Below are 21,331 nucleotides of genomic sequence, written 5' to 3' on the forward strand. Positions count from 1 at the left end.
GGGTGCCCCTAGTGGGCCGCCTCGTTCCAGTTCTGGCCGCGGCCGAGTTGCACGTCGAGGGGCACCTTGAGGTCGGCGGCCGTCGACATGCGGGCCGTGACGATGGCGGCGAGGGCATCCCACTCGCCCGGATAGACGTCGAACACCAGCTCGTCGTGCACCTGCAGCAGCATTCGCGACTGCAGCCCGTGCGATGCCATGTCAGCGGCGATATTGACCATCGCGATCTTGAGGATGTCGGCGGCCGTGCCCTGGATCGGAGCGTTCAGCGCCTGGCGTTCGGCGTTGTCGCGCAGCACCCGGTTGCCGCTGTTGAGGTCGGGGAACATCCGGCGGCGACCGAAGATGGTCTCGGTGTAGCCGTCTTCGCGCGCCTGCACCACAACGTTCCGGAGGTAGTCGCGCACCGCGCCGAAGCGTTCGAAGTAGTCGCCCATCAGCTGTTTCGCCTCGGCGGTCGGGATGCGGAGCTGCTTTGAGAGCCCGAACGCCGAGAGCCCGTACGCGAGCCCGTACGACATCGCCTTCACTTTCGAGCGCATCGCCGAGGTCACATCGGAGGGGGCCACACCGAAGATGCGCGCCCCGACGAAGCGGTGCAGGTCTTCGCCCGACTGGAACGCTGCGATCAGCCCCGCGTCTTCGGAGAGGTGCGCCATGATGCGCATCTCGATCTGCGAGTAGTCGGTGGTGAGCAGGGTCTCGTACGACTCCCCCACAATGAAGGCCTTGCGGATGCGGCGACCCTCCTCCGTGCGCACAGGGATGTTCTGCAGGTTGGGGTCGGTCGACGAGATGCGCCCGGTCGACGATCCGGTCTGCACGTAGGTGGTGTGGATGCGACGGTCGGGCGCGATCGACTTGTCGAGCGTCTCGACGATCTGGTTCAGTTTGGTCGCGTCTCGGTGCAGCAGGAGCAGGTCGAGGAACGGATGCGGAGACGACGCCTGCAGGTCGGCCAGCGACACGGCGTCGGTCGAGTAGCCCGTCTTCGTCGCGCGGGTCTTCGGCATGCCGAGCTGGTCGAAGAGCACCTCCTGGATCTGTTTCGGTGAACCGAGGTTGATCTCCCGCTCGATGATCGCGAAGGCCTGTGTCGCAAGATCGGTCGAGCGTGCGGTGAGCTCTGCCGACAGCTCCGACAGCTGCGGGTGGCTCACCGCGACACCGTCGAGCTCCATCTGCGCCAGCACAACCAGCACGGGCATCTCGATGTCGACGAGAACCGACCGCGACCCGTCGTCGAGCTTCGCGTCGAGCGCCCGCGCCACCCTGCCGACGAACCAGGCCTGAACGGCCGGGCCGATCACGGAGTCGTCATCGGGAACGAGCTGGTTGGGGTCGGGAGAGGGCAGAGTCTCTGCGAGCATCCGGTCGACCAGGTCGGCCAGGGTGGGCGAGGCCGTGTCGGACTTCAGGAGCCAGGCCGCGACGGAGGTGTCGAACGCGACGCCCGACACGGTGAGACCCGCCGTGAGAAGGGCTTTCAGCTGCACCTTCGCCCCGTGCAGGATCTTCGGTGCGTCGGAGGCGAGCCAGTTCTCGAACGGGAGAAGTGAAGCAGAGTCGGGTGACCACGGCAGGAAGACCGCCGAGTCTGAGGCGGCCACACCGAAACCGATCGGCTTGCCGTCGAGCAGCTCGGTCGAGAGCGCCAGACCGAACGGTTCAGCCACCGTCACCCGGTCGAACCATTCCGCCAGCTCAGCGCCGACGATGTTCTGCGGCACCGGGGCGACCACGGCCTTGATGTCGACGAGTGACGACGAGCCCACCCCGCCAGGGCCAGGACCACCCGAACCGCCCGCGCCCCCGGTACCCGTTTCGATACCGTCGAGCTTGAACACCCGCTCGAGCAGCGTGCGGAACTCCAGCCGGGCGAAGAGGTCGCGCACCGCATCTTCGTCGATCGCCCGGCGGTCGAAGTCTGCCGGGCCATGCTCGAGCTCGACATCGGTGAGCAGCCGGTTCAGGCGGCGGTTGCGCACCGCGTTCTCCTGGAACTCGCGGAGGCTCTCGCCGACCTTGCCGCCGATCTCATCCGACCGGCGGAGAATTTCGTCGAGACTGCCGAACTGGTTGAGCCACTTCACCGCGGTCTTCTCGCCGACCTTCGGGATGCCCGGCAGGTTGTCGCTCGTCTCCCCGACGAGAGCCGCGATCTCGGGGTACTGGTGCGGCTCGATGCCGTAGCGCTCGAACACCTTGTCGCGGTCGTAGCGCGTGAGGTCGGTGACCCCCTGCCGTGACGGGTAGAGCAGCGTGACCCTGTCGTTGACGAGCTGGATCGTGTCGCGGTCGCCCGAGACCACCAGCACGCGATAGCCCTGCTCGGCACCCTGCACCGACAGCGTGGCGAGGATGTCGTCGGCCTCGAAGCCCTCCTTCTCGAGGGTGGTGATGTTCATCGCCTTCAGGGCGTCTTTCAGCAGCGGTACCTGACCGGAGAACTCGGGCGGGGTCTCGCCCCGGGTTCCCTTGTACTCGGGGTACTCATCGGTGCGGAAGGAGTGCCGGGACATGTCGAACGCCACAGCGATGTGGGTGGGTTTCTCATTCTTCAGCAGCAGGAGCAGCATCGACAGAAAACCGTGGATGGCGTTCGTGTGCTGGCCGTCACGGGTCGTGAAACTGTCGACGGGAAGCGCGTAGAACGCTCGGAAAGCGAGCGAGTGGCCGTCGATGATGAGAAGGGTGGGCTGTTCGTTGTCGGACACAGCCCCAGCCTACTGGAGCCCCCCGACACCCCCGCCGGGGGGCGAATGGATGCCGCGTCAGGAGGCGTCGCGGAGGAAATTCGTGATGCGAACCGTCGACAGGCGCCGCCCGGCCTCATCGCTGATCGCGATCTCGTGCACGGTCAGGGTGCGCCCCAGCTTGATGGCTGTGCACACTCCGGTGACGGTTCCGGATGTCGCGGAGCCGGTGTGGCTCGCACTGACTTCGATGCCCATCGCGATCCGGCCTTCGCCGGCGTGGAGATTGGCGGAGAACGAACCGAGGCTCTCGGCGAGCACCACGTAGGCACCGCCGTGCACGATCCCGAACGGCTGGGTGTTGCCCTCGACGGGCATCGTGGCGACAGAGCGTTCCGCGGTCAACTCAGTGAACTCGATGCCCATGCGTTCGGCGAGGGCACCCCGACCGAGGGCGATCGCGTCGGACTCGTTGATGGTCGAACTTATTTCTTGACGCTGAGCTGCTCGATGATCGCCTGGGCGACATCGTGCATGGTGAGCCGACGGTCCATCGAGGCCTTCTGGATCCAGCGGAATGCCTCGGGCTCGGTGAGGCCCATCTTCTCGTTGAGAAGACCCTTGGCCCGGTCGACGAGCTTGCGGGTCTCGAACCTCTCGACGAGGTCGGCGACCTCGGCCTCGAGCGTGATGATCTGCGCGTAGCGCGACAGGGCGATCTCGATGGCCGGCAGAAGGTCGCTCGGGGTGAAGGGTTTGACGACGTAGGCCAGGGCACCGGCCTCGGTGGCCCGCTCGACGAGTTCTTTCTGGCTGAAGGCCGTGAGCAGCACGACCGGAGCGATGTGGCCCTTGCTCAGGCGTTCTGCCGCAGAGATGCCGTCGAGCAGGGGCATCTTGACGTCCATGATGACCAGGTCGGGGCGGAGCTCCGTGGCGAGGGCGACCGCGGTCTCGCCGTCACCGGCCTCACCGACGACCTCGAACCCGGCATCGCGGAGGATCTCGACGATGTCGAGTCTTATCAGGGATTCGTCTTCAGCGACGACCACACGACGGGGTGCGGAGGTGGAGGCAGGTTGGTCGGTCACAGAGATAACCCTACGGTATTCTGAACGGTGTTGATGCGAGCCGGTGTGGCGGAATGGTAGACGCGGCGCACTCAAAATGCGTTGTCGCAAGACGTGCGGGTTCGAGTCCCGCCACCGGTACGAGCTGGTAGTGGAGTACAGAAAGAAGCCCCCCGGGGATGTTCCCAGGGGGCTTCTCCGTTCTGCAGAGGCCTAGTGGTCGAGCTCGTCGGGGCTCGGCTTCTGCGGGTTGTGGCCCTCGCCGACGATGTGCACGCGCATGTCGTTGGTGGTTCCGGCCTTGCCGGGAGGGGAACCGGAGATCACGACGACCCTGTCACCCATCGCGGCGAGGTTCTCGCCGAGCAGCACGTCGTCGACCTGCACCATGAGCTGGTCGGTGTGCTTGACGCGGTCCACGAGGTAGGACTCGACGCCCCAGGAGAGCGCCATGCGGTTGCGGATGCCCGGCTCCGGTGTGAGGCCGATGATCGGGATGCTGGAGCGCAGTCGCGTCATCCGGCGAACCGAGTCGCCGGACTCCGTGAACACGACGAGGTACTTGGCACCGACGAAGTCGGCGACCTCGGAGGCGGCCAGGGTGATCGCGCCGGCCTGGGTGCGAGGCTTCGTGCCGAGAGCGGGGATGCGCTCGAGGCCGTGCACCTCAGTGGACTCGACGATGCGGGCCATGGTCTGCACCGTGATGACGGGGTACTCCCCCACGCTGGTCTCGCCGGAGAGCATGACGGCGTCGGCTCCGTCGAGTACCGCATTCGCGACATCCGAGGTCTCGGCGCGCGTCGGGATCGGTGAGGAGATCATCGATTCGAGCATCTGGGTCGCCACGATGACGGGCTTCGCCATGCGACGGGAGAGCTCGACGGCACGCTTCTGCACGATCGGAACGGCTTCGAGGGGAAGCTCCACGCCGAGGTCGCCGCGGGCGACCATGATGCTGTCGAACGCATCGATGATCTCTTCGAGATTCTCGACGGCCTGCGGCTTCTCGATCTTTGCGCATACCGGGATGCGACGGCCCTCTTCGGCCATGATCTCGTGCACGCGCGAGATGTCGGCCGCGTCACGCACGAACGACAGCGCGATCATGTCCGCGCCGAGCTTCAGGCCCCAGCGGAGGTCGGCTTCGTCCTTCTCGGAGAGCGCCGGCACATTGACGGCCACGCCGGGGAGGTTGATGCCCTTGTTGTTCGAGACGTTGCCGGCGACGATGACCTCTGTGGTCACGACGACACCGTCGGTCTCGAGAACCTTGACCTTCACCTTGCCATCGTCGACCAGCAGAAAATCGCCGGGTGCGACATCCTGCGGCAGTCCTTTGAACGTCGTGCCCGAGAGCTCGCGCGTTCCGATGACGTCTTCGGTGGTGATTTTGAAGATGTCGCCCTGCTCGAGGTAGTAGGGACCGGCCTCGAACTTGCCGAGGCGGATCTTGGGGCCCTGCAGGTCGACCAGCACGGCCACGGCGCGGCCGGAGTCTTCGGCGGCCTTCCGTACGGTGGCGTAGATGCCCTCGTGCACGTCATACGTTCCGTGGCTGAGGTTCATGCGGCAGACATCGACTCCGGCATCGATGATCGCTCTGATGTTTTCATACGACGACGTTGCCGGCCCGAGGGTCGCGACGATCTTTGCGCGTCTCATTCTTGGAATTGCTCCATGCTCCTGCGCGGGTGCGCATTGTTGGGTGTTCAGTGAAGACGGATGCCCGCCACAAGTCTTTCGCGATCAGACCGAGATTGCACGGTCGCGGGGGGAAACGGGGAATGGCAGTTCGGTGGCACCTTCGAGGTAGGTGTCGACAGCGGCCGCCGCGGCGCGCCCCTCTGCGATGGCCCAGACGATGAGCGACTGGCCGCGACCGGCGTCGCCCGCGACGAAGACACCCGGGATGCTGGTCTCGTACTGCTCATCGCGCTCGACGTTGCCACGCTTGTCGAACGCGGCACCGACCTGGTGGGTGAGAGCGTCGCCCTCGGGCCCGGTGAAGCCCAGCGCCAACAGCACGAGATCGGCGGGGATCTCGCGCTCGGTTCCGGCCTTCGGCACGCGGCGCCCGTCGAGGTACTCGGTCTCGGCGACGCGGATCGCGCGAACCTCACCCGACTCGTTCGCGAGGAATTCGACCGTCGAGGCCAGGAACATCCGCTCGCCGCCCTCTTCGTGCGCACTTCCGACCTCGAAGAGGTTCGGCACCATCGGCCAGGGCTGTTCGTCGGGACGCTCGGTCGGGGGCTGGTTCCCGATGGCGAGGTTGGTCACCGAGAGGGCCTGCTGGCGGTGGGCGGTTCCGATGCAGTCGGCGCCCGTGTCACCGCCACCGAGCACGACGACGTGCTTGCCCTCGGCGGTGAGCTGGTCGTCGACGGTGTCGCCCGCGCCGACCTTGTTGCCCTGCACGAGGTACTCCATGGCGAAGTGCACGCCGTCGAGGTCGCGGCCCGGGATGGGCAGGTCGCGGGGCACGGTCGCTCCGGTGCAGATGATCACCGAGTCGTAGCGCGAACGGAGGTCTGCCCACGTGATGTCGACGCCGATGTTGATGCCGGCGCGGAAGCGGGTTCCCTCGGCCATCATCTGGGTGAGTCGCGCCTCGAGGTGCTTCTTCTCCATCTTGAAGTCGGGGATGCCGTACCGCAACAGCCCGCCGATGCGGTCGTCGCGCTCATAGACGGCAACGGTGTGGCCCGCGCGGGTCAGCTGCTGGGCGGCGGCGAGCCCGGCCGGGCCCGATCCGACGACGGCGACCGTCTTGCCGGTGAGGCGCTCGGGCGGGTGTGGCGTGACCCAGCCGTTGGCGAAGGCCTGGTCGATGATCGACTGCTCGACCTGTTTGATCGTCACCGCGGGCTGGTTGATGCCCAGAACGCAGGAACTCTCGCACGGAGCCGGGCAGAGGCGACCGGTGAACTCCGGGAAGTTGTTCGTCGCATGCAGGCGTTCGATGGCCTGTCGGCCCTCGTTCCGCCACGTGAGGTCATTCCACTCGGGAATCAGGTTGCCGAGGGGGCAGCTGTGGTGGCAGAACGGAATGCCGCAGTCCATACACCGGCCGGCCTGGCGCCGTGTCTCCGACGGATCGGCGGCCTCGTAGACCTCTTTCCAGTCCATCAGGCGGATCGGAATCGGGCGGCGCTTGGGCAGTTCCCGCTCGGTGACCTTCAAAAAGCCCTTGGGATCAGCCACCGGTAACCTCCAGAATTCTCTCCCAGACGACATCTCCGTCGGGGTCGAGACCCTCGTCGACGGCGCTCTGGCGTGTGGCGAGTACTGCCGCATAGTCGCGCGGCAGTACCTTGACGAAATCGCGCACCGTGTTATCGAAGTCGGCGAGCATCGCTGCGGCGACCGTCGACCCCGTCTCCGACTCGTGTTCGGCGAGCAGTGAATGCACGAGCGCAGCGTCGTTCTCGTCGAGGGCCGATAGTGTCAGCTCACCGGAGCCGAGCGAGTCGGTGTTGACGAGCTCGGTGCGCAACCTGTGCACATAGGCGGTACCGCCCGACATCCCGGCCCCGAGGTTGCGGCCGGTCGTGCCCAGGATCAGGGCGATGCCGCCGGTCATGTACTCAAGGGCATGGTCGCCCACGCCCTCGGCGACGGCAGTGGCACCGGAGTTGCGCACCAGGAAGCGCTCCCCCACAATGCCCCGGATGAACATCGTGCCGCTGGTCGCGCCGTAGCCGATGACGTTGCCGGCGATCACGTTCTGGGAGGCGTCGAAGGTCGACTCGCGGTTCGGTCGCACCACGATGCGGCCCCCGGAGAGACCCTTACCGACGTAGTCGTTGGAGTCGCCCTCGAGCCGCAGGGTGATGCCCTTCGGCAGGAAGGCGCCGAGCGACTGGCCGGCCGAGCCCATCAGTGTGATCTGGATGGTGTCGTCGGGCAGGCCGTCTTCACCGTGCCGCACCGTCACCTCGTGGCCGAGCATCGTGCCGACGGCACGTTCGGTGTTGCGGATCGGCAGGCTGATGACGACCGGCTCGCCGAACTCAAGCGCCTCCGCCGAATCGCGGATGAGCCGGTTGTCGAAGTGCTTGTCGAGGTCGTGCTGCTGCTGGCGCCGGTTCACCCGGGGCTCGTCGGCGGCGAAGGTCGGCCCGACGAGGATGGGCGACAGGTCGAGACCGTCGGCCTTCCAGTGCTCGAGGGCGTGGTCGACGTTCAGCAGCTCGTGGTGGCCGATGGCCTCCTCCAGCGTGCGGAACCCCAGCTCAGCGAGGTACTCGCGCACCTCCTGCGCCAGGAACTCGAAGAAGTTGACCACGAACTCGGGCTTGCCGGTGAACCGGGCGCGGAGCTCGGGGTTCTGCGTCGCGACCCCGACGGGGCAGGTGTCGAGGTGGCAGACGCGCATCATGACGCAGCCCGAGACGACGAGCGGCGCGGTCGCGAAACCGAACTCCTCGGCCCCGAGCAGGGCGCCGACGATCACGTCGCGGCCCGTCTTCATCTGGCCGTCGACCTGCACGACCACGCGGTCGCGCATCCCGTTCAGCATGAGGGTCTGCTGGGTCTCGGCGAGGCCGAGCTCCCACGGGGTGCCGGCGTGCTTCAGCGAGTTCAGCGGGCTGGCACCGGTTCCGCCGTCGTGGCCCGAGACGAGCACGACGTCGGCCAGGGCCTTGGTCACACCGGCCGCAACCGCACCGATGCCGTTCTGGCTCACCAGTTTGACGTGCACCCGGGCTTCGGGGTTTGCGCGCTTGAGGTCGAAGATCAGCTGCTTGAGGTCTTCGATCGAGTAGATGTCGTGGTGCGGCGGCGGCGAGATGAGGCCGACGCCGGCGGTTGCGTGGCGGGTGCGGGCGATCCACGGGTAGACCTTCGTTGGAGGCAGCTGGCCACCCTCGCCGGGCTTCGCGCCCTGCGCCATCTTGATCTGGATGTCGGTGGCGTGCGTGAGGTACATGCTGGTCACGCCGAAACGGCCCGAGGCGACCTGCTTGATCGCGCTGCGACGCTCAGGGTCGAGCAGGCGCGCGGTGTCTTCGCCGCCCTCACCGGTGTTCGACTTGCCGCCGAGGCGGTTCATCGCGATCGCGAGGGTGGTGTGCGCCTCCTCGGAGATGGAACCGTAGCTCATCGCCCCGGTCGAGAAACGCCTGACGATCGATTCGACCGATTCGACCTCGTCGAGCGGGATGGCCGGCCGTGCATCCGTCTTCAGCTTGAACAGGCCGCGGAGGGTCATCAACTCGGCGGCCTGGTCGTCGACGAGCTTGGTGTACTCACGGAAGATGTCGTAGCGGCGCGCCCGCGTGGAGTGCTGCAGCCGGAAGACGGTGTCGGGGTTGAACAGGTGCGGCGGGCCTTCGCGGCGCCACTGGTACTCGCCGCCGACAGCGAGGGGTTCGTGAACGGTGATGGCGCCGTCTTCGGGGAAGGCGGCGGTGTGGCGGCTGGCGCTCTCCGACGCGATGACGTCGATGCCGACACCGCCGAGCTTCGAGGAGGTTCCGGTGAAGTACTCCGCGACGAATTCCTTGTCGAGGCCGACCGCTTCGAACGCCTGGGCGCCTGCGTACGACGAGACCGTGGAGATGCCCATCTTCGACATGATCTTCAGAACGCCCTTGCCGAGCGCCTTGATGACGTTCTTCACGGCCTTCTCCGGCGTGATGCCGGTGATCATGCCCGAACGGACGAGGTTCTCGCAGGTCTCCATGGCGAGGTACGGGTTGATGGCGGATGCCCCATAGCCGATCAGCAGCGCGACGTGGTGGACCTCGCGAACGTCACCCGCCTCGACGATGATGCCGACCTTCATGCGCGTCTCCCGACGGATGAGGTGGTGGTGCACACCCGAGAGCATGAGAAGGGAGGGAACCGGTGCGTTCTCCTTGTTGGAGTCGCGGTCAGAGAGCACGATGAACTTCGCGCCGTTCGCGATGGCCTCGTCGGCCTCGGCGCACATCTCGGCGATGCGCTCCTTCATCGCGGTCTGGCCGTTCTCGACGCGGTACAGACCGCGGATGGTCGTGGTCGTCGAACTGCCCGACGTGGGGTCGATGTGCTGGATCTTCGCGAGCTCGTCGTTGTCGATCACCGGGAAGTCGAGCACGACCTGGCCGGTGTGGCCGGGGGTCGCGTCGAGCAGGTTGCGCTCCGGACCGAGGCCAAGGCGGAGCGACGTCACGACCTCCTCCCGGATCGAGTCGAGCGGCGGGTTCGTGACCTGCGCGAACTGCTGCGTGAAGTAGTCGAAGAGCAGCCGCGGGCGCTTGGAGAGCACAGCGATGGGTGTGTCGGAACCCATGGCGCCGAGTGGCTCGGCCCCGTTCTTCGCCATCGGGGTCAGGAGGATGCGGATCTCCTCCTCGGTGAACCCGAAGGTGCGCTGGCGGCGCGTGACCGAGGCGGGGGTGTGCACGATGTGCTCCCGCTCGGGCAGGTCGCGGAGGTTGATCCGGCCACGGTCGAGCCACTCGGCCCAGGGCTCCGACGCAGCGAGCTCCGCCTTGATCTCGTCGTCTTCGATGAGACGGCCGGCCTCCGTGTCGACGAGGAACATCTTGCCGGGGCGGAGGCGACCCTTCCGCACGACCTTCGCGGGGTCGACGTCGAGCACGCCGATCTCACTGGCGAGCACCACGAGACCGTCGTCGGTGATGAGGTAGCGGCCGGGGCGCAGCCCGTTGCGGTCGAGGGTCGCGCCGACGAGGTCGCCGTCGGTGAAGACGAGAGCGGCGGGGCCGTCCCACGGCTCCATCAGCATGGAGTGGAACTCGTAGAACGAGCGGCGCTCCGGGTCGAAGTCGGCGTTGTTCTCCCACGCCTCGGGCACCATCATCATGATGGCGTGCGGCAGCGAGCGGCCCGCGAGGGTGAGCAGCTCGACCGTCTCGTCGAACGACGCCGAGTCGCTGGCGCCGGGCGTGACGATCGGCAGCATTGGAGCCATGTCGCCCAGCAGCTCGCTCTTCAGCTGGGACTGCCGTGCGCGCATCCAGTTGCGGTTGCCCTGCACCGTGTTGATCTCACCGTTGTGCGCCATCATGCGAAGCGGCTGGGCGAGGGGCCACGACGGGAAGGTGTTCGTGGAGTATCGCGAGTGCACCAGCGCGAGCTTCGACGCGAACCGCTCGTCGGAGAGGTCGGGGTAGAACGGCTCGAGCTGCAGCGTCGTGACCATGCCCTTGTACGTCAGCGTGCGCGCCGACAGCGACATGAAGTAGATCTCCTGCTCGTGCTCGACTCGCTTGCGCAGGCGGTAGACGACCCGGTCGAGCTGGATGCCGGTGAGCGTGTCGCCCGAGGCGTCGTGGTGCCTGGCGGTGATGAACAACTGCCAGATCGCGGGCATCGCCTCGCGGGCCAGCCGCCCGAGCTCGCCCGGTCGCACCGGAATCTCTCGCCAGCCGAGAACCGACAGGCCCTCCTCCGCGGCGATCTCGGCGAGGCGGGCCGTGACCTTCTCCCGAAGGTCGTCGTCGAGGGGCAGAAAAGCGTTGCCGACCGCGTAGTGCCCGACCTCGGGCAGCTCGAACCCTGCGACGGCGCGCAGGAACTCGTCGGGGATCTGGGTCAGGATGCCCGCACCGTCGCCGGTGCCCGCATCGGAGCCGACCGCTCCGCGGTGCTCGAGGTGCCGCAGGGCATCCAGGGCCGTGTCGATGATGTCGTGGCCGGCCGTACCCCGGAGGGTCGCGACCATGGCCAGGCCGCAGGCGTCTTTCTCGCTCGCTGGGTCGTACATGCCCTGCGCCGCGGGGTGCGCGCTGAAACGTGCAGTGGTGCTGTGCTCAACCATAGGAATCCATCCCCCCGGCCGACTGGCATCCGGGTTGCTGATAGTTGGGACGCCGGCGGCCCGAGTGGGGAAATGCGATGGTGACGGGCAGTTGAGTACGACTGCTATTTCTTTCCGACTGTGCTTGTGGCCTTCGGTTCACGGGGTGCGTCACCAGAAACAGACTCGTCAAGGGCATCGTCGCCGCTGAGTTCTTCGTCTGTGTATCTGTCTGCCGAGTCTACCTCAGTGCTTGTCGCAGACCACGCTATTCCTGAACGGTACGGGCCGCGTTCGACACCGGGATGACGCTTGGTCTGCACGAGGATCAGGATGAGCCCCAGTGCGATCGCGATCCAGGAGGCCCAGACGTTCGTGCGCACTCCGAAGAAGATCTCGCTCGGATCGATACGGATGGTCTCGAAGACGCTGCGGCCGGCGCCGTACCAGATGAGGTAGGCACCGAAGACCTTGCCCCACTGGAGCTTCAGCCTGCTGCTGAGCGTGAGGAGGACGATGACCCCGATGACGTCCCAGATGACCTCGTAGGCGAAGGTGGGCTGGAACAGCGTTCCGGGTGCCAGGCCGATCGGGATGGCCGGGTTCGGCGAGGCGATCTCGAGCCCCCACCAGCCGTTTGTCGGATAGCCGAACAGCTCCTGGTTGAAGTAGTTGCCGAAGCGCCCGAAGGCCTGGGCGAGCAGCAGGCCCGGGGCGAGTGCGTCACCGAAGGTCCACAGGCGGATGCCCGTCAGCCGGCACCCGATGTAGGCGCCGAGGGCCCCACCGATCAGCCCGCCGTAGATCGCGATACCGCCCTCCCAGATGTACAGCGTCTTCAGGAGGTCTGCACCGGGGTAGAAGTAGTCGCCCGGGTGGGTGAGCACGTGGAACACGCGCGACCCGATGATGCCCAGCGGCACAGCCCAGAGGATGATGTCCAGCACGATACCGGGCTCTGCGCCGCGCTTCGTGAGACGTCTGGAGGTCATGATCGTCGCGATGATGATGCCGAGCAGGATGCACAGGGCATAGAACTTGATGCTCAGGTTCCAGTTGCCGGGCAGGTCGATGCCCAACGTGCGAATCCACCCGGTGATGTCGAGCGCGCTGATCGACGGGCTGGGAATGCTCTGCGGCAAAAACACCTTGGTGGTTGACCTTCCATACGGGAGACGAATGCGAGGGGGGCAAACGGCAAGCCCAATTCTAGGGTGCTGGGGTCAGCGCGCGGTACCAGCGGCGAGGCCGGCGGCGACACGCGCGACACCGCTGACACCGTCGTCGTTCAGTGCGCGTACGAGGGCCGATCCCACAATGGCGCCATCGGCGTAGGCGAGTACTTCGGCGACCTGGTCACCGGTCGAGATGCCGATGCCCACACACGCGCTGGTCGAACCGGCCGCACGGAGGCGGTCGACGAGGGTGCGCGCCGAAACGTCGACATCGGTGCGGGCGCCGGTGACGCCCATGGTGGAAACGACGTAGACGAAGCCCCGGCTGCTCTGGGTGACGACCTCGAGACGCGCGTCGGTCGAGGTCGGTGCCGCGAGGAACACCCGGTCGAGCCTGGTGCGGTCGCTCGTGGCGAGCCACTCGGCACCGGAGTCCACGGTGAGGTCGGGCGTGATGAGCCCGGCGCCCCCCGCCGAGACGAGGTCGTCGGCGAAGCGGTCGACGCCGTACTGCACCACCGGGTTCCAGTACGTCATGAGCAGGATCGGCGCATCCACCCTCGAACGGATGGCCTCGACAGCGGTGAACGCATCGCGCAGGCGGAAACCGTTCTCGAGCGCGGTCTGGGTGGCGCGCTGGATGACCGGGCCGTCCATCACGGGATCGGAGTACGGCAGGCCGAGCTCCAGCACGTCGACGCCGTTCTCGACGAGCGCCACGGCCGCGTCGACGCTCTGATCGATCGTGGGGAAGCCGACGGGCAGGTACCCGATGAGGGCGCCCGCCCGTTCGGAGTTGGCGCGGGCGATGCGGGTACCGACGGGCGAGTCGGTCGTCGCGGTGTCGCTCACAGTTGCACCCCGGCACCCGATGCCAGGTCGGCGGCCTCCTCGGAATCGACGCGCAGGGCGTTCACGCCCAGTTCGCCCGGCTCGAGCGAGCTGTATTCGACCTCGGTGGCGACCAGGGCCGCCTCGTCGAGCACGCCGAAGTAGCGCGCTGCGGTCTCGACGTCTTTGTCGCCGCGCCCGCTCAGGTTCAGCAGGATGACGCCGTCGGGCCCGAGCTCGCGGCCCAGCGTGAGTGCACCGGCCAGAGCGTGCGCCGTCTCGATCGCCGGGATGATGCCCTCGGTCTCGCAGAGCAGCCGGAAGGCTGCCATCGCCTCGGTGTCGGTGATCGGCAGGTACTCGGCGCGACCGATGGAGGCGAGCCAGGCGTGCTCCGGGCCGACCCCCGGGTAGTCGAGGCCCGCAGAGATGGAGTGCGAGTCGAGCGTCTGGCCGTCTTCGTTCTGCAGGATCAGGCTGCGCGAGCCGTGCAGCACGCCGGGGCGACCCTTCGTGATCGTGGCCGAGTGGCGCAGGGTCTCGACGCCGTCTCCGGCCGCCTCGTACCCGATCAGGCGCACGTCGGGGTCGTCGAGGAAGGCGTGGAAGATGCCGATGGCGTTCGAGCCTCCGCCGACGCAGGCGACCACGGCGTCGGGCAGCGCACCCGTCAGGTCGAGCACCTGTTGGCGGGCCTCTTCGCCGATGATCTTGTGGAAGTCGCGCACCATCACCGGGAACGGGTGCGGGCCGGCCACTGTGCCGAGGACGTAGTGCGTGTCGCCGACGTTGGCCACCCAGTCACGGAACGCCTCGTTGAGGGCGTCTTTCAGGGTGCGCGTGCCGGTCGTGACGGGAACCACCTCGGCGCCGAGAAGGCGCATGCGCGCCACGTTCAGCGCCTGCCGCTCGGTGTCGACCTCACCCATGTACACGATGCAGCTCATGCCCATCAGGGCGGCTGCGGTGGCCGTGGCGACGCCGTGCTGCCCGGCCCCGGTCTCGGCTATCAGGCGGGTCTTGCCGAGGCGCTTCGCGAGCAGCGCCTGGCCGAGAACGTTGTTGATCTTGTGCGAGCCCGTGTGGTTCAGGTCTTCACGCTTCAGGATGATGCGTGCTCCGCCCGCATGCGCGGCGAACCTCGGTGCCTCGGTGATGATCGACGGCCGCCCGGTGTAGGTACGGTGAAGCGAGGCGAGTTCGGCGGCGAAGGCCGGATCGTTCTTCGCCACGCCGTAGGCGGCCGAGATCTCGTCGAGAGCGGCGATGAGCGACTCGGGCATGAATCGTCCGCCGAATTCGCCGAAGAACGGCCCCTGTTCGTCGCGGAGGTGGGTGGTCATGAGACTCCTAGGAATTCTTCGAGGGTGCGCGCCGGGTCGCCGGTGACGAGGGCTTCGCCCACCAGCACCACGTCGGCGCCGCTCGAACGGTAGTGGCTCACGTCGGCGGCTGTCTTGACGGCCGACTCGGCCACGCGGATGATTCCGGCCGGGATGCGGTCGGCGAGCGTTCCGAACAGGTCGGGGTCGAGTTCGAACGTCGACAGGTTGCGGGCGTTGACACCGATGAGTGAGGCACCGAGATCGAGTGCGCGTTCGACCTCGTCGGCCGAGTGCGTCTCGACGAGTGCGGTCATGCCGAGGGAATGGATGAGTTCGTGCAGGTGTTGCAGCACCGGCTGCTCGAGCGCAGCGACGATGAGCAGCACGAGGTCGGCACCGGCGGCACGCGCCTCGAACACCTGGTAGTCGAGCGAGACGAAGTCTTTGCGCAGCACCGGAATGGAGACGGTGTCGCGCACCAGCTCGAGGTCTTCGAGCGAGCCCTTGAACTTTCGGCCCTCGGTGAGCACGCTCACGGCGCTCGCGCCGGCGGACTGGTAGGTGGAGGCGAGCGCGGCGGGGTCGGTGATGGCTGCCAGGGACCCGCGCGACGGGCTCGCCCGTTTGATCTCGGCGATGATCTTGACTCGTTCGGCCGGGGCGAGGAAAGCGAGGGCGTCGAGGGCCGGAGGCATAGCGAGGGCCCTCTTCTCGACCTCGTCGAAGCCGACCAGGGCGAGCCGCGCGCTGGCGTCTTCAGCAGCTCCAGCGGTCAGGGTGTCGAGCACGGGTGGTCAGTGCCCCCTGGCCGCGACGCGGGAGCCGCCGACGCCGTAGCCCGCCTTGGCGAGGCCGTAGCCCACCAGCAGACCGACGACGACGAGACCGACCGCCGCCCAGACGAGCCAGACGATGCTGAAGAAGAAGGCGACCGTGCCGATGGCGAAAGCCACCAGCATGATGACGACGGCCGTCCATGATGCGGTCGAACTGCCGTGGCCGAGTTCTTCGGTCTCGTTGGTCATTGTGCTCCTTGAAAAGTGCGGTCGCGGGTCGGTGTCCAGTGTATCCGGTGCTTCCCGGGTCAGTCCGTCGGGTCCTGCCCGCGGGTCAGGCTGTCCCAGCTGTCGACGGCCTGCGTGCGGGCGGTGTCCACGTCGCGGTGGACACCCCGATCACGCGGCGTGGTGTCGTCGGCGTCGGTGGTGTCGTCGGGAGTGGTCGCGTCCAGCGCCTCGGCATCGGTCGACAGAGCGCCGTTCGGAACGCGCTCCTCGTCTGACAGCACAAGGTCAGCCGGATCACCCGAGGTGCGCCCGTCTGCGGCGGCGTACGTGACCGGCTGGTACTTGCGGCCGGACTCGGGCCAGCGCGCGATCGACAGAACGATCAGGATGCCCGTCAGCGCCATCAGCACGCCAGCGACGATGGCGAGAAAGGGCCACAGCTCCGCCCCGGCTGCGGTGGCGATCTGGCTGATCGAACTCGTTCCCGCAACCCCGGTGGCCGTGGTGATGGCAGACTGCCCCGCACCGACGGGGTCGGCGAGGGCGGCTACGGCCGAGAAAGTGATCGAGACCCCGAGCACCAGCTCGAGCACCCCGAGCACGATGCGGATGAACCGCCCCGCGATCGCCAGGGCCGCCGAGAGCGCCAGCCCGGCCAGCGCGAGGGCCGAGAGCGCGGGCGCGGCCACGGCGCCCTGCACGGTCACCGACACGGTGTCACCCGCCCGACCCTGGGCGTGCAGGGTGAACCACGGCTGCGACCAGGAGAGGAAGACGAGAGCGCTCCAGACGATCACGGCGAGGATGGTGAGGGACTTCAACCGTCGGGTACGGGATGCCCGCAGCTCGGCTCCGCCCTGGGTGGCGGTCGCGTCGGCCGGGGATGGTTGCTCGGCCGAGCCTGTCCCGCCGGTCATCCGACCCTCGTCATCGCGTTCGCGATTGCCACCGCGCGAAGTGGTGCAGCCGCCTTGTTCTGCGACTCGATGAACTCGGAGTCGGGGTCGGAGTCGGCCACGAGCCCGCCACCGGCCTGCACCCGGGCCACTCCCTCAGCGATCACGGCGGTGCGGATGGCGATGGCGAGGTCGGCGTCGCCGGCGAAGTCGAAGTAGCCGACCACTCCCCCGTAGAGCCCCCGCTGGGCGGGTTCGAGGTCGTCGATGATCTGCATGGCCCGCGGTTTCGGGGCGCCCGACAGGGTTCCCGCCGGGAAGGTGGCTCGAAAGACGTCGATCGCCGTGACGTCGGGCGCGAGCGTTCCTTCGACCGACGAGACGATGTGCATGATGTGGCTGAACCGTTCGATGCGCATGAACTCGGTGACCTCGACCGAGCCCGCTTCGCAGACCTTGAGCAGGTCGTTGCGGGCGAGGTCGACGAGCATGAGGTGTTCTGCGCGCTCCTTCGGGTCGGCGAGCAGGTCGGTCTCGAAAGCGTCGTCCTGCTCGACGGTGGCACCGCGCGGGCGCGATCCGGCGATCGGGTGCGTGAAAGCCCGGCCGCTGCCTACGGTGACGAGAGCCTCGGGGCTCGACCCGACGATCGCATAGGGCTGCCGCGAGGGCGATTCCAGGTTCAGGAGGTACAGATACGGGCTCGGGTTGAGCGTGCGCAGCACCCGGTAGACGTCGATCGGTTCGGCCGTGCACTCCAGGTCGAAGCGCTGGGCGATCACGACCTGGAAGATGTCGCCGTCACGGATGTGCTCCTTGGCCACCGCGATCGACGCGAGGAATTCGTCTCGCGTGGTCCGGGCATCCGGAGCCGCCGCCAGGCTGAAGTCAGCCTCGGCCAACCAGGCTTCGGCGGGCTTGGAGAGGCGGCGCTGCATCGAATCGAGGCGCGTCTGCGCGTCGCGCCACAGGTCGTCGCCGGTGTCGGCACCGGCGTCGGCGAGCACCGTCGACACCAGCACGACCGTGCCGAGCAGGTGGTCGACCGCGATCAGGTCGGAGACGAACGAGAGCGCCTGGCTCGGGATGGCGAAGTCGGCGGGAGGCTGGTCGGGCAGGTGCTCGATCTGGCGAACCGCCTCCCACCCGATGAAGCCCACGAGCCCGCCGGTGAGGGGCGGATGCCCGGGGATGGCCGGCGTCTTCCACTCTTCGTAGAGCTCGGCGAGAGCCTCGAGCGGGCCGGCGGGCATTCCGTGCGGGAAGGCGCGGGCCGAGCTGAGGCCCGATCCCATCCAGATGGCGCGGTCGCCCTCGGCGCTCAACACGCCGTAGCTCGACACGCCGATGAACGAGAAGCGCGACCAGACCCCGCCCTGGGCGGCCGACTCGAGCAGGAAGGTGCCCGGCCGGTTGTCGCTCAGCTTGCGGTAGATGCCCACCGGTGTCTCGCCGTCGGCGAAGAGGGTGCGGATGACCGGAATGACGCGATGCGTCGACAGGAGGTCGTCGAAGTCCACGCGGGTGGTCGAGGTCGTTCGTGTTTCAGCCATCACCGTCATTCGCCAGCGTCGAGAGAGGAGGACAGGCCGCCAGCAGCGAACCGCGCCGGAGCCAGAGGGTCGCCGTCGAAACAGGTTCGGGTGCCGGTGTGGCAGGCCACGCCGATCTGGTCGACCTTCACGAGAAGCGTATCGCCATCGCAGTCCAGGGCGGCTTCGTGCACATACTGCGCGTGGCCCGAGGTGTCGCCCTTACGCCAGTACTCCTGGCGGGAGCGCGACCAGAACGTGACGCGGCCGCTGGTGTAGGTGCGGCGCAGGGCCTCGGCATCCATCCAGCCCATCATCAGCACCTCGAGCGTGTCGAACTGCTGGATGATGGCCGGCAGCAGGCCCTTCTCGCTGAACGTCGCGCGCGCGATGACCGCCTCGACGTCGGTGGGCAGTATGGCGGTCGGATCGCTCATCGAACGGTCACCCCTTTTCTTCTCAGGGCCGCCTTCACGTCACCGATCGTCAGCTCGCGATTGTGGAACACGGAGGCCGCGAGTACGGCATCGGCACCCGCCGCGATCGCCTCGGGAAAGTCGTCCACCGTGCCGGCGCCGCCCGACGCGATGACGGGAACCGAACTGAACCCCTTCATGAGACCGATCAATTCCAGGTCGTAGCCGTCTTTCGTTCCGTCGGCGTCGATCGAGTTGACGAGCAGTTCGCCCGCCCCCAGTTCGATGGCCCGGGTGGCCCAGGCGAGGGCGTCCAGATCGGTCTCGCGGCGGCCGCCGTGGGTGGTGACGACGAACCCCGAGTCGGTTCGGGCGGATCGTTTGACGTCGAGCGAGAGCACCAGCACCTGGGCGCCGAACCGGTCGGCGATCTCCCCGAGCAGTTCGGGGCGGGCGATGGCGGCGGAGTTGACGCCCACCTTGTCGGCTCCGCTCGCGAGCAGCATCGCCACGTCTTCGGCGGTGCGCACTCCCCCGCCGACGGTGAGCGGAATGAAGACCTGCTCGGCAGTCTGCCGCACGATGTCGTAGGTCGTCGCGCGTTCGTCGACCGTGGCGGTCACATCGAGGAAGGTGATCTCATCGGCACCCTGCGCCGCGTAGAGCCGGGCGAGCTCGACGGGGTCACCGGCGTCACGGAGGTTCTCGAAGTTGACGCCCTTGACGACCCGGCCGGCGGCCACGTCGAGGCACGGGATCACCCGAACGGCGAGTGCCATGCTCAGAGCCTGGCAGCGTGGATCGGGCTGACGAGGATGGCGCGGGCGCCGACCTCCCAGAGCGAGTCCATCACGAGATTCATCTCGCTGCGGGGCACCATCGCGCGAACGGCCACCCAGTCGGCGTCGGCGAGCGGTGAGATGGTGGGCGACTCGATGCCCGGCGTGATCGCCGTCGCGGCGTCGAGGTGCACGCGGGGTACGTCGTAGTCCATCAGCACGTACTGCCGGGCGACGAGAACGCCCTGCAGACGGCGCAGCAGGGTTTCGGCCGCGGGGCTCTGCGTACCCGAGGAGATCAGCACAGCGGTGGACTGCAGGATGACCGGACCGAAGATCTCGAGACCGGCCTTTCGCAGGGTGCTGCCGGTGGAGACGACGTCGGCCACCGCATCCGCCACCCCCAGTCGCACGGCGGACTCGACGGCCCCGTCGAGCTTCACCAGGGTCGCGGTGACGTTCGTCTGTGCGAGGAACGCGCCGACCAGCCCGGGATAACTGGTCGCGACGCGACGGCCCTGCAGCTGGTCGAGGGTCTCGAACGCGCCACCCGGCGCGGCGAAACGGAAGGTGGACTGCCCGAAGTCCAATTCGGCGACCTCGGCGGCCGGCGACTCTGAGTCGAGCAGAAGGTCACGGCCGGTGATACCGACGTCGAGTGCGCCCGACCCCACGTAGGTGGCGATGTCCCGCGGGCGCAGGTAGAAGAACTCGACGCTGTTCTTCGGATCCTGCGTGACCAGCTCGCGCGGGTCGCGACGCCCGATGTAGCCGGCCTCGGCGAGCATCTGGGCGGCGGTCTCTGACAGCGAACCCTTGTTGGGCACCGCGATTTTCAGCATTTCAGGACTTTCGTGGGGGGGGGGTTTGTGGAGGGTCAGAGGTGTTTGTACACGTCGGCGGGGCTGAGGCCCTTCGCCAGCATCATCACCTGCAGATGGTAGAGCAGCTGCGAGATCTCTTCGGCTGTCTCTCGGTCGCTCTGGTATTCCGCGGCCATCCACACCTCGGCGGCCTCTTCGACGATCTTCTTGCCGATCGCGTGCACGCCGGCGTCGAGCTCCCTAACGGTGCCCGATCCCTCGGGGCGCAGCTGCTGCTTCTGCATCAGCTCGTCGAACAGGGTGTCGAAGGTCTTCACCCTTCTAGGTTAGTGCGTGTGCTGGGCGGCGAGGTTCCGCAGCAGCTCGATCTGGTTCGCGGCGTTCTCGGCCCCGAACACGCTCGACCCGGCGACGAAGGTGTCGGCGCCGGCGGCAGCCGCGATGCCGATCGTGTCTTCGCTGATGCCTCCGTCGACCTGCAGCCAGACATCGAGACCAGCCCGGTCGACTGCTTCGCGTGCAGCGCTCAGCTTCGGCATCGTGTCGGCCATGAACGACTGCCCGCCGAAGCCCGGCTCGACGGTCATGATGAGCAGCAGGTCGAATTCGGCCAGCAGTTCGAGGTAGGGGGCGATGCTCGTGCCCGGCTTCACGGCGAGGCCGGCGCGGGCGCCGATCTGCCTGATGCGCCGGGCGGTGGCCACTGCATCCTGGGCCGCTTCGGCGTGGAACGTCACCGAGTAGGCGCCGCTCTCGGCGTAGACGGGCGCCCAGCGGTCGGCATCGGTGATCATCAGGTGCAGGTCGAGCGGCAGTGGCGAGACCTTCTGCAGCGCCTCGACCACGGGCAGGCCGAGGGTGAGGTTCGGCACGAAATGGTTGTCCATCACATCGACGTGCACGAGGTCGGCGGTCGCGACGCGTTCGATTCCCGCCTGCAGGTTCGCAAAGTCGGCGGACAGGATGCTGGGGTGGATACGCACGGGCACACTCCAACCCTAGCCGGGGCTGCGGGGCGGGCGCA

18 protein-coding genes and 1 tRNA gene are annotated in these 21,331 nt (G+C 67.5%); 1 reads left to right on the top strand and 18 read right to left on the bottom strand.

Annotation, left to right across the window (positions count from 1 at the left end; translation table 11 throughout):
• Positions 1 to 8 precede the first annotated feature (8 nt).
• The 3 genes from polA to B7R24_RS07845 are packed head-to-tail and all read right to left on the bottom strand — an operon-like array spanning position 9 to position 3,787.
• A complete protein-coding gene (gene polA / locus B7R24_RS07835; RefSeq protein WP_116418390.1) occupies positions 9 to 2,717 on the bottom strand; it encodes a DNA polymerase I in 2,709 nt (902 codons plus the stop codon).
• 57 nt (positions 2,718 to 2,774) lie between these two features.
• Positions 2,775 to 3,122 (bottom strand): PaaI family thioesterase, encoded by a 348-nt coding sequence (locus B7R24_RS07840; protein WP_116418391.1) that lies wholly within the window; start codon positions 3,120 to 3,122, stop codon positions 2,775 to 2,777.
• Between the two features lie 59 nt (positions 3,123 to 3,181).
• Positions 3,182 to 3,787 (bottom strand): ANTAR domain-containing response regulator, encoded by a 606-nt coding sequence (locus B7R24_RS07845; RefSeq protein ID WP_116418392.1) that lies wholly within the window; start codon positions 3,785 to 3,787, stop codon positions 3,182 to 3,184.
• A gap of 39 nt (positions 3,788 to 3,826) precedes the next feature.
• Here B7R24_RS07845 and B7R24_RS07850 point away from each other — a divergent pair.
• Positions 3,827 to 3,907 (top strand) — tRNA-Leu (locus tag B7R24_RS07850).
• A gap of 72 nt (positions 3,908 to 3,979) precedes the next feature.
• On the opposite strand, the gene pyk is transcribed toward B7R24_RS07850, so the two are convergent.
• The 15 genes from pyk to rpe form a co-directional block, all read right to left on the bottom strand.
• Positions 3,980 to 5,431, bottom strand: a complete 1,452-nt coding sequence (gene pyk, locus B7R24_RS07855; protein ID WP_116418393.1) for a pyruvate kinase — start codon at positions 5,429 to 5,431, stop codon at positions 3,980 to 3,982.
• Positions 5,432 to 5,515: 84 nt separating this feature from the next.
• On the bottom strand, positions 5,516 to 6,973 hold the full coding sequence (locus B7R24_RS07860; protein WP_116418394.1) for a glutamate synthase subunit beta: 1,458 nt from the start codon (positions 6,971 to 6,973) through the stop codon (positions 5,516 to 5,518).
• A complete protein-coding gene (gene gltB / locus B7R24_RS07865) occupies positions 6,966 to 11,543 on the bottom strand; it encodes a glutamate synthase large subunit (RefSeq protein WP_116418395.1) in 4,578 nt (1,525 codons plus the stop codon). Before gltB ends, B7R24_RS07860 begins: the two co-directional genes overlap by 8 nt.
• 104 nt (positions 11,544 to 11,647) lie before the next feature.
• Complete coding sequence (lgt, locus tag B7R24_RS07870; RefSeq protein ID WP_116418396.1) at positions 11,648 to 12,670, bottom strand: prolipoprotein diacylglyceryl transferase; 1,023 nt, start codon at positions 12,668 to 12,670, stop codon at positions 11,648 to 11,650.
• Positions 12,671 to 12,745: 75 nt separating this feature from the next.
• Positions 12,746 to 13,549, bottom strand: a complete 804-nt coding sequence (trpA, locus tag B7R24_RS07875; RefSeq protein ID WP_116418397.1) for a tryptophan synthase subunit alpha — start codon at positions 13,547 to 13,549, stop codon at positions 12,746 to 12,748.
• Positions 13,546 to 14,871: a tryptophan synthase subunit beta gene (gene trpB, locus B7R24_RS07880; RefSeq protein WP_116418398.1), complete on the bottom strand. Its 1,326-nt coding sequence runs from the start codon at positions 14,869 to 14,871 to the stop codon at positions 13,546 to 13,548. The genes trpA and trpB overlap by 4 nt, the downstream gene beginning before the upstream one ends.
• The gene (gene trpC / locus B7R24_RS07885) at positions 14,868 to 15,641 is read right to left on the bottom strand and encodes an indole-3-glycerol phosphate synthase TrpC (RefSeq protein ID WP_116418399.1); all 774 of its coding nucleotides are present in this window, start codon (positions 15,639 to 15,641) and stop codon (positions 14,868 to 14,870) included. Before trpC ends, trpB begins: the two co-directional genes overlap by 4 nt.
• Before the next feature lie 6 nt (positions 15,642 to 15,647).
• Positions 15,648 to 15,878, bottom strand: coding sequence for a DUF6704 family protein (locus B7R24_RS07890; RefSeq protein ID WP_116418400.1), 231 nt, complete (start codon positions 15,876 to 15,878; stop codon positions 15,648 to 15,650).
• Between the two features lie 59 nt (positions 15,879 to 15,937).
• On the bottom strand, positions 15,938 to 16,777 hold the full coding sequence (locus tag B7R24_RS07895) for a Trp biosynthesis-associated membrane protein (RefSeq protein WP_116418401.1): 840 nt from the start codon (positions 16,775 to 16,777) through the stop codon (positions 15,938 to 15,940).
• Entirely contained in the window at positions 16,774 to 18,309 is a 1,536-nt protein-coding gene (locus tag B7R24_RS07900; protein WP_116418402.1) for an anthranilate synthase component I, read from the bottom strand. Before B7R24_RS07900 ends, B7R24_RS07895 begins: the two co-directional genes overlap by 4 nt.
• A 5-nt stretch (positions 18,310 to 18,314) precedes the next feature.
• A complete protein-coding gene (gene hisI / locus B7R24_RS07905; protein WP_116418403.1) occupies positions 18,315 to 18,725 on the bottom strand; it encodes a phosphoribosyl-AMP cyclohydrolase in 411 nt (136 codons plus the stop codon).
• A complete protein-coding gene (hisF, locus tag B7R24_RS07910) occupies positions 18,722 to 19,483 on the bottom strand; it encodes an imidazole glycerol phosphate synthase subunit HisF (protein WP_116418404.1) in 762 nt (253 codons plus the stop codon). The genes hisI and hisF overlap by 4 nt, the downstream gene beginning before the upstream one ends.
• A 2-nt stretch (positions 19,484 to 19,485) precedes the next feature.
• Positions 19,486 to 20,325, bottom strand: coding sequence for an ATP phosphoribosyltransferase (gene hisG / locus B7R24_RS07915; RefSeq protein WP_116418405.1), 840 nt, complete (start codon positions 20,323 to 20,325; stop codon positions 19,486 to 19,488).
• Between the two features lie 35 nt (positions 20,326 to 20,360).
• Positions 20,361 to 20,624, bottom strand: a complete 264-nt coding sequence (locus B7R24_RS07920) for a phosphoribosyl-ATP diphosphatase (protein WP_116418406.1) — start codon at positions 20,622 to 20,624, stop codon at positions 20,361 to 20,363.
• A gap of 9 nt (positions 20,625 to 20,633) precedes the next feature.
• The gene (gene rpe / locus B7R24_RS07925) at positions 20,634 to 21,296 is read right to left on the bottom strand and encodes a ribulose-phosphate 3-epimerase (protein WP_116418407.1); all 663 of its coding nucleotides are present in this window, start codon (positions 21,294 to 21,296) and stop codon (positions 20,634 to 20,636) included.
• Between the last annotated feature and the right edge of the window lie 35 nt (positions 21,297 to 21,331).

The sequence above is a fragment of the Subtercola boreus genome (assembly GCF_003399645.1).
GTDB classification, from domain to species: Bacteria; Actinomycetota; Actinomycetes; order Actinomycetales; family Microbacteriaceae; genus Subtercola; species Subtercola boreus_A.

Excerpts from the sequence above, each read along its gene's own strand:
- hisI (WP_116418403.1), bottom strand. The coding sequence starts at position 18,725 with ATGAGCGATCCGACCGCCATACTGCCCACCGACGTCGAGGCGGTCATC.
- B7R24_RS07895 (WP_116418401.1), bottom strand. The coding sequence starts at position 16,777 with ATGACCGGCGGGACAGGCTCGGCCGAGCAACCATCCCCGGCCGACGCG.
- hisG (WP_116418405.1), bottom strand. The coding sequence starts at position 20,325 with ATGCTGAAAATCGCGGTGCCCAACAAGGGTTCGCTGTCAGAGACCGCC.
- B7R24_RS07840 (WP_116418391.1), bottom strand. The coding sequence starts at position 3,122 with ATGGGCATCGAGTTCACTGAGTTGACCGCGGAACGCTCTGTCGCCACG.
- pyk (WP_116418393.1), bottom strand. The coding sequence starts at position 5,431 with ATGAGACGCGCAAAGATCGTCGCGACCCTCGGGCCGGCAACGTCGTCG.
- hisF (WP_116418404.1), bottom strand. The coding sequence starts at position 19,483 with ATGGCACTCGCCGTTCGGGTGATCCCGTGCCTCGACGTGGCCGCCGGC.
- B7R24_RS07890 (WP_116418400.1), bottom strand. The coding sequence starts at position 15,878 with ATGACCAACGAGACCGAAGAACTCGGCCACGGCAGTTCGACCGCATCA.
- B7R24_RS07900 (WP_116418402.1), bottom strand. The coding sequence starts at position 18,309 with ATGGCTGAAACACGAACGACCTCGACCACCCGCGTGGACTTCGACGAC.
- gltB (WP_116418395.1), bottom strand. The coding sequence starts at position 11,543 with ATGGTTGAGCACAGCACCACTGCACGTTTCAGCGCGCACCCCGCGGCG.
- trpB (WP_116418398.1), bottom strand. The coding sequence starts at position 14,871 with ATGACCACCCACCTCCGCGACGAACAGGGGCCGTTCTTCGGCGAATTC.